At 60.4% G+C, this 6768-nt stretch carries 7 protein-coding genes and 1 tRNA gene; 6 read left to right on the forward strand and 2 right to left on the reverse strand.

The window, feature by feature from the left end; genetic code table 11:
* Positions 1 to 21: 21 nt before the first annotated feature.
* Positions 22 to 1284 (reverse strand): NAD(P)/FAD-dependent oxidoreductase, encoded by a 1263-nt coding sequence (locus tag OE747_RS22475; RefSeq protein WP_263830701.1) that lies wholly within the window; start codon positions 1282 to 1284, stop codon positions 22 to 24.
* A gap of 120 nt (positions 1285 to 1404) precedes the next feature.
* Between OE747_RS22475 and OE747_RS22480 the strand changes: the two genes are divergently transcribed.
* Positions 1405 to 1920: a winged helix DNA-binding protein gene (locus OE747_RS22480; RefSeq protein ID WP_263830702.1), complete on the forward strand. Its 516-nt coding sequence runs from the start codon at positions 1405 to 1407 to the stop codon at positions 1918 to 1920.
* A gap of 11 nt (positions 1921 to 1931) precedes the next feature.
* Here OE747_RS22480 and OE747_RS22485 read toward each other — a convergent pair whose 3' ends face one another.
* The gene (locus tag OE747_RS22485; RefSeq protein WP_263830703.1) at positions 1932 to 3059 is read right to left on the reverse strand and encodes an enolase C-terminal domain-like protein; all 1128 of its coding nucleotides are present in this window, start codon (positions 3057 to 3059) and stop codon (positions 1932 to 1934) included.
* Positions 3060 to 3160: 101 nt separating this feature from the next.
* Here OE747_RS22485 and OE747_RS22490 point away from each other — a divergent pair, with 101 nt between their 5' ends.
* From OE747_RS22490 to OE747_RS22510, 5 genes are all read left to right on the forward strand, one after another.
* Entirely contained in the window at positions 3161 to 4078 is a 918-nt protein-coding gene (locus tag OE747_RS22490; RefSeq protein WP_263388747.1) for a LysR family transcriptional regulator, read from the forward strand.
* Between the two features lie 75 nt (positions 4079 to 4153).
* A tRNA-Ser gene (locus tag OE747_RS22495) sits at positions 4154 to 4243 on the forward strand.
* A gap of 157 nt (positions 4244 to 4400) precedes the next feature.
* Positions 4401 to 4658, forward strand: a complete 258-nt coding sequence (locus OE747_RS22500; RefSeq protein WP_263830704.1) for a cytoplasmic protein — start codon at positions 4401 to 4403, stop codon at positions 4656 to 4658.
* 2 nt (positions 4659 to 4660) lie between these two features.
* Positions 4661 to 5836: a tyrosine-type recombinase/integrase gene (locus OE747_RS22505; protein ID WP_263830705.1), complete on the forward strand. Its 1176-nt coding sequence runs from the start codon at positions 4661 to 4663 to the stop codon at positions 5834 to 5836.
* Positions 5811 to 6695: a hypothetical protein gene (locus OE747_RS22510; protein WP_263830706.1), complete on the forward strand. Its 885-nt coding sequence runs from the start codon at positions 5811 to 5813 to the stop codon at positions 6693 to 6695. The genes OE747_RS22505 and OE747_RS22510 overlap by 26 nt, the downstream gene beginning before the upstream one ends.
* The last annotated feature ends 73 nt before the right edge of the window (positions 6696 to 6768 follow it).

The following is a 6768-nucleotide window of genomic DNA, read 5'->3' on the forward strand; positions in this document are numbered from 1 at the left end:
TTGGATCGGTTTGGTTTCTTATTATTGCCCGGCCTTTGCATAGCGTGCCGGGGAATAGGCGGTCAGGTCAACATTGGGTTGTCGACCCGAGATGAGTTGGGCCAGGATACGGCCCGTTTTCGGCCCGCCGGTCAGCCCCACATGATGGTGGCCAAAGCCGGTATATGCCCCCTTGATATGCGGCAACTCGCCGATCACCGGGATCGAATCCGCGGGCGCGGGGCGGTGACCCATCCATTCGGTCACCTCGTCGGCCTTGAGCCCCGGGAAAACGGCAGCGGCGCTGCGTTTGAGCAAGTCGATCGGCGCCTTGGACGGGCCGTTTTCAAGCCCGCCGAACTCGACGACGCCCGCCAGCCGCAAACGTCCCTCCATCGGGGTGGCGACGAATTTGCGCGCGGCCACCATGACCGGCGACTTCGGCATGAAACTCGGGTTCCAGAACTCGATATGATAACCGCGCTCGGATTCGAGCGGCACGTCGAGGCCCAGTTTCTTGGCCAGCGGCCCGGACCAGACGCCGGTGGCCACCACGGCGGCATCACATGCAATCGTCTGCCCCCCGGCCCGCACGCCGGTGACGCGGCCATTCTCGTGCACGATATCCTCGACCGCCGCCGTGATCAGCTGCCCGCCCTGCGCCACCACGTGGGCGGCAAGATCCTTGACGTATTGGCCCGGGTCGGTGATGCGGCCATGATCCTTGAGCCGCACGGCAAACCCCAAATCGTCGGAGAACACCGGGTCATAGGCTCGGAATTCAGCGGCGTCCATCTCGTCCCAGACGAACCCGTTCTGCCGCCGCAGGCCCCAGCCAAAGGCATCGTCCTGATAATGCGCCCGGTCGTTGTAGATGAACAGGTAGTCCGATGGCACCACCCATTTCTCGGCCCCCGTCCCCTGCGCCAGCGCCAGGTGATCGGCCAGGCTGTCACCGACGATCTGCGCCATGGCATTGGCCGTGTGGGTGGCGGCGGCGGCATTCGCATGGCCAAGATACTTGATCAACCAGGGCGCCAGACGCGGCAGATATCCCCACCGCAGGAACAGCGGCTGGTTCGGGCTGAAAAGCATGCCCGGCGCCTTGGCGATCAGACCCGGCCCGGTCACCGGCACGATCGAGCAAGAGGCCAGAACGCCGCCGTTGCCGAAAGAGGTCCCCTCGGCCGGACCGGCCCGGTCGATCAGGATCACCCGGTGACCGTCGCGTTGCAGCCAGATCGCGGTCGATACGCCGACAATGCCGGCGCCGATAATGGCGATGGTCTTTGCGGTCTCGTTCATTTCGCCTCCCGACCCTCACGCATAAGGCGCTGGACCGATTCCATGGGTCGAAGCATGACACACATCGACAAAACGTCAACAAATTGTTGACATGATTTTAGCGTTGGGTAGTCTTGCCTCATGTCACACTCCAAACTTGGTCCGGTGGTATCCTCGGCGCATCTGGCGGCGGGCAGCTTTCCGGAGGTTTCCGAATTCGAATTCGGCCTGATCATCGCAGGCCATGCCTTTGGCCGCTGGACCGTGCGGGCGATGGCGGCGGCGGGATATCCCGAACTGTCCTCGCTGGACGTGCTGGTGCTGCACACGGTGCGCCACCGGGACCGGCCCAAGAAACTGGCCGACATCTGCCTGGTGCTGAATGTCGAGGACACCCATACCGTCAACTACGCGATCAAGAAGCTGAGCAAGCTGGGGCTGGTCAGCGAAGGGCGCCTGGGCAAGGAAAAGACGGTCGAGGCCACCGAAGAGGGGCGCGCCGCCTGTGACCGCTACCGCGAGATTCGCGAGGACCTGTTGCTGGCGGCGATGAAGGATGCCGGCATCGAACCCGACCAGATGAGCCGCCTGTCGGCCATGCTGCGGCTGATGTCGGGACAGTATGACCAGGCCGCGCGGGCCGCCACGGCCTATTGAGGGCATGGCGTTCATTCCGATTTCCTGACCGCATAATGGTCGAGCTTTCCCAGCTCGGGCCGTGCGCCCAGGCCGGGACCATCGGGCACCACCACCTGGCCATTCTGAACCCTGAACGGAGTTTCCAGAATGTCCTCTTTCAGAAAATAGCTGGCCTGGTAGAACTCGCAGCCCAGCGTGATCTCGGGTGTCGCTGCGATCATGTGGGTCCCCGCCAGATGGGCCAGCCCCGCCTCGAACATGTCGCCGCCATAGGCCGTCAGCCCGTGCGCCGCCGCGATGCGCGCCACCGACTGGCCGCGTGACAGGCCGCCGGACTTCATGATCTTGACCGAGACACCGTCGCAAATGCCCTCACGCGCGGCGCGCACCATATCCTCGGGGCCGAACACACTTTCATCGGCCAGAAGAGGGATGTCCGTCAGCCCCCGCAGTTGTGCCATCATGTCGAAATGGTGGAACCGCACCGGCTGCTCGATGAAATCCGGCCGGAACCTGGCGACGTCCAGCACCTGCGGAATCGCCTGTTCGATGCTGAGACCCTGATTGTAATCGACACGCACCCCGAATTCGGGAAAATCCCGCGCGATCCGTTCCAGCCGCATGATGTCGAACGCATGGTCCTTGAACCCGGTCTTGAGCTTGATCAGCCCGACGCCATCGTCGCGCAGGCGCTCCATTAACGCGATGTCGGCATCAAAATCCGGATTGGCGATGGAACAACTGAGTGGGATAGTATCGCGGAACCTGCCCCCCAGCAGCGCCCAGACCGGCAGGTCCGAGATCTGTCCGGCTAGGTCCAGCAATGCGCTTTCCAGCGCCGCCTTGGCCTCGGTGCAGTGGGCGACGGCGCGACCGGCCTGCTCCATGATCAGGGCGCGGTCACCGACCCGGCGCCCCGTCACCAGCGGCCGCAAGTACCGGTCGAGCGCGGCATAGCTCGCCTCGGGCGTTCCCGTAAAGACAGACCAGGGCGAAGCCTCGCCAAACCCTTCGGCGCCGCCCTCGGCCGTCAGGCGCAGCACCACGATCTCGCAAGATCCCTCGACCCGGCCGATGCCATGATCGCGTGCGGAAACCACGGGTAAGGCAAGGTGCCACAGATCGAAACCGATAATTTTCTGGTCAAGCGCGCTCATTTGATCCCCCGATGACGCAAGGGAAGTGTGCGAGAGGTTTTTCATCATTTCCAATACTAAGATTTGCAAAAGGTATCATTTCGGATGATGATTTGGATGATATGACCTCGTATTTCCGCCATTATCAGGCGTTTCACGCCATCATCGAGACCGGCACGGTGACCGGCGCGGCCGAACGGCTGGGCGTGTCGCAACCGGCAATCTCGAATCTGCTGGCGCAGCTGGAGCGGCGCACCCGGCTGAAACTGTTCGAGCGCAACCGCGGACGCCTGTTACCAACGCCCGAGGCGATGGTGCTCTATGACGAGATCGACACCGTGATGCGCGGGCTCGTGCATGTGAACCAGGCGGTGGTCGACCTGCAAAACCAGAAGGCCGGGCAGTTGCAGGTTGCCACCAATCACGCCATGGCCTTTGGCTTCATGCCCGGCGAAATCGCGCGCTTTGCCGCCGACAAGCCGAACCTGACAGTGGCCTTTCAGTCGCAGTATTCGGCCAAGATCCAGGAATGGGTGATGGCAGGCCTGTTCGAGATCGGCATCTGCGAACTGCCCGTGCGCCACGACGGGTTGGAGGCAAAACCCTTTTTCTTCGAAATCCTCTGCGCCCTGCCGGATCACAGCCCCCTGGCCCGGCACGAGGTGCTGACACCCTCACTGCTGGACGACCAGCCCTTCATCGTCATGGGGGCCGACCACATGGTCACCCGCCGCGCCCGCGAAGCGTTTCACAACGAGGGCGCCACCCTGCGCATCCGCTGTCAGACCGACCTGTTCCGTAATGCACTGAACCTTGTGAAACAGGGGTTGGGGGTGACGCTGGTCGATCCGTTCACGGTGGCGACCGACCCGCAGCAAGGCTATGTCCTGCGCCGGTTCACACCGCGCATCCTGCTGGATGTGATCATCGTCACCGCGCGCGGTCGGCCGATTTCCGCAATCGGCGCGCAGTTCCTGGAGCAGGTATCGGCCAGCATGGCCGCCCTGGCAGCCCCCGAGACGGACCGGTTTGAGGGATGAAAAAATCTCTGCCTGACTGACAAGGCGGCAAATTCGCCCTTGTCCTCCTGTCCCGAAATCCATAAACGGGTCAGCGGAGCTGTGGCCGAGTGGTCGAAGGCGCTCCCCTGCTAAGGGAGTAGGCCCGGAAGGGTCTCGTGGGTTCGAATCCCATCGGCTCCGCCACCCGCCATTTTCATACAGTTGTATTCAGACCCATTCAACGCCATATGGCGCTGTTTTTTTTTGATTATCTGCATCCGTTGTTGATCTTCACATTTCTTCGATTACACTCATTTCTGTTCATTGGGTGGTATGAAATGTGGTATTTTGAGTGAGTGCTATGGATGACCTGAAAGCAGCGCATCAGAAGTCGATCCGGCATCGGGCAGCGATTCTGGCTAGTAACCAGTGCGGGTGCTTCTACTGCTTGGCGATCTTCCCGGCGACCGAAATTCAAGACTGGTGCGACTCGCAATGGCACCCCGAAGGAGCAACGGCATTGTGTCCGCACTGTGGGGTCGATGCCGTGATCGGGGATGCATCGGGGTATCAGATCACAGCAGAATTTTTGACCGATTTGAATAGGCACTGGTTTTAGTCATGGCTCTGCATAGCGGCAAACTGACCAAGAATCTGGTGCGAACGCTTGGCCCCGGTCGGCATGGCGACGGAAACGGCCTATATCTTGTGGTAGACCCGAGCGGCGCGCGGCGCTGGATTGTGCGCGTCACCGTCAAGGGGCAGCGGAATCGGGGGGGCAAACCTCTGCGCACCGATTTTGGCTTGGGAGGCGCGGACATCGTGACGCTGAACCAAGCGCGCGACCGCGCCCTCGAATATCGCCGCATGGCGAAGCAGGGCCTCAACCCGCGCTACGACATCCGCCAAGAGGTGCCGTGCTTCGAAGAGATCGCCCAGCAGGTTCACATCGAGCGCTTGCCGACGTGGAAGAACCCCAAGCACGGGCAGCAATGGATCAACACGCTCGCCGAATATGCCTTCCCAAAGATCGGGCGCTTGCCGGTGTCGGAGGTCGGGCAGCCCGAGGTGTTGCAGGTTTTGCTTCCCATCTGGACTGAGAAGCACGAAACGGCCAAGCGCGTTGCGCAGCGGATCAAGGCGGTGCTGGATGTAGCCAAATCGAAGGGCTTCTACACTGGCGAAAACCCCGTCAACACGATCCGCGATGCCAAGGTGTTGCCACGCGTCAAACAGAAGGTGCAGCACCACAAGGCAATGCGCTGGCAAGATGTCCCCGCCTTCTATGCCGACCTTGCCACGCGGGACGCCACTGCAGCCAAGGCGCTGATGTTCACCTGCCTGACTGCAAGCCGGACCAGCGAGGTCTTGCAGGCCCGTTGGGAAGAGTTTGATTTCGATGCGATGCTCTGGACGGTCCCGCATGAGCGGATGAAGGCCGGAGAGGAACACCGCGTCCCCCTGACACCCCAGATGGTCGCAGTCTTGGAGCCATTGAAAGCGCTGCAATCAGAGGCGGTGTTCGAGGGGCAGAAGCGCCATAAGCCCCTGTCGAACATGGCCATGCTGATGCTTTTGCGGCGCATGAAGATCGAGGGGATCACCGTCCACGGGTTTCGTTCGACCTTTCGCGATTGGGCGGCGGAACAGCCAGATGTGTCCCGTGAGGTGGCCGAGATGAGCTTGGCCCACAAGGTCGGGTCGGACGTTGAGCGCGCCTATGCGCGGTCAGACCTGTTGGAAAAACGACGGCAGTTGATGGAACGGTGGTGTGAGTATGTGGTGGGATGTCGTTAATTTCAAAAGTAATGGCGATATCGTCTGTGGCGATGAAGTTTTTTGCGACGAAATAACGTCTGAACTTCTGCAGGTTTGGGCTGGAATCACACAAATTCTGTCGGAGTATCTGGACCTACCGATTGCGGATCACGAAATGCTTGCCGCATCAGCCTTGATAGGAAATCCCTATGAAGGCAACGGCGAGGTCTGGTCGAAGGTTGCCAAGAAATACGGCACTAACCCGCCTGTCGGCTCAGTCAAAAGGCTGGAGGAGGCCAGAATTCAGCTTGCTAAGATGCGCATACATCAGGACCGGGGTGGCGCTGACAACCCGGAAGCACTCGACGAGGTGAGACGCACTGTTCTTGAGGCTTCCGGCGCACTGTGGAGGGACATCAGATGGCGAGTGCTCCGCAGTTCACGAGATGAACTTGAAACCATTGTGGACTTGCTGACTGGATTCTTTGAAGCCGGAAAAGGGACTGCTGACAAGAATGCGGAAAGGCATCAGCCCTATACCATTGCTATTAGCCTGCGGTGTGTCTTTGAGAAATATTCCAGTAGACGGATCACATCCGGCTTTGGTGCAAGTGGCGGCCCAAATGGAGACGACACAGTAGCGCCGGAGGTTGTGAGTGGATCATATGCGAAATGTTTACAAGAACTCTATGCATTCCTGAGGGTTACAGGCAGCCCAAGATATTACGCCCAAAAGGCGAAAACGTGCGCTGATACTGACGACCAGTATCGCGAAGTCAGGAAAAATTTTGCTGTCGCATCTGAAAAAATGCTCGAGTTCCGTCATCTGTTCGAGAGCGACAAAGATAGCAAGCGCTATCCCGGAGGACGAGGCGCGCCTTCGCCGACCTCAGATTAGGCCGTGTTGACAAAAGGGATTCACAGGCAGCGCTGAACGTGATTCAAGCTGGTATCTGCGATGGAGACCAGCT

This window comes from Ruegeria aquimaris, from assembly GCF_025751555.1.
GTDB classification, from domain to species: domain Bacteria; phylum Pseudomonadota; class Alphaproteobacteria; order Rhodobacterales; family Rhodobacteraceae; genus Ruegeria_B; species Ruegeria_B aquimaris.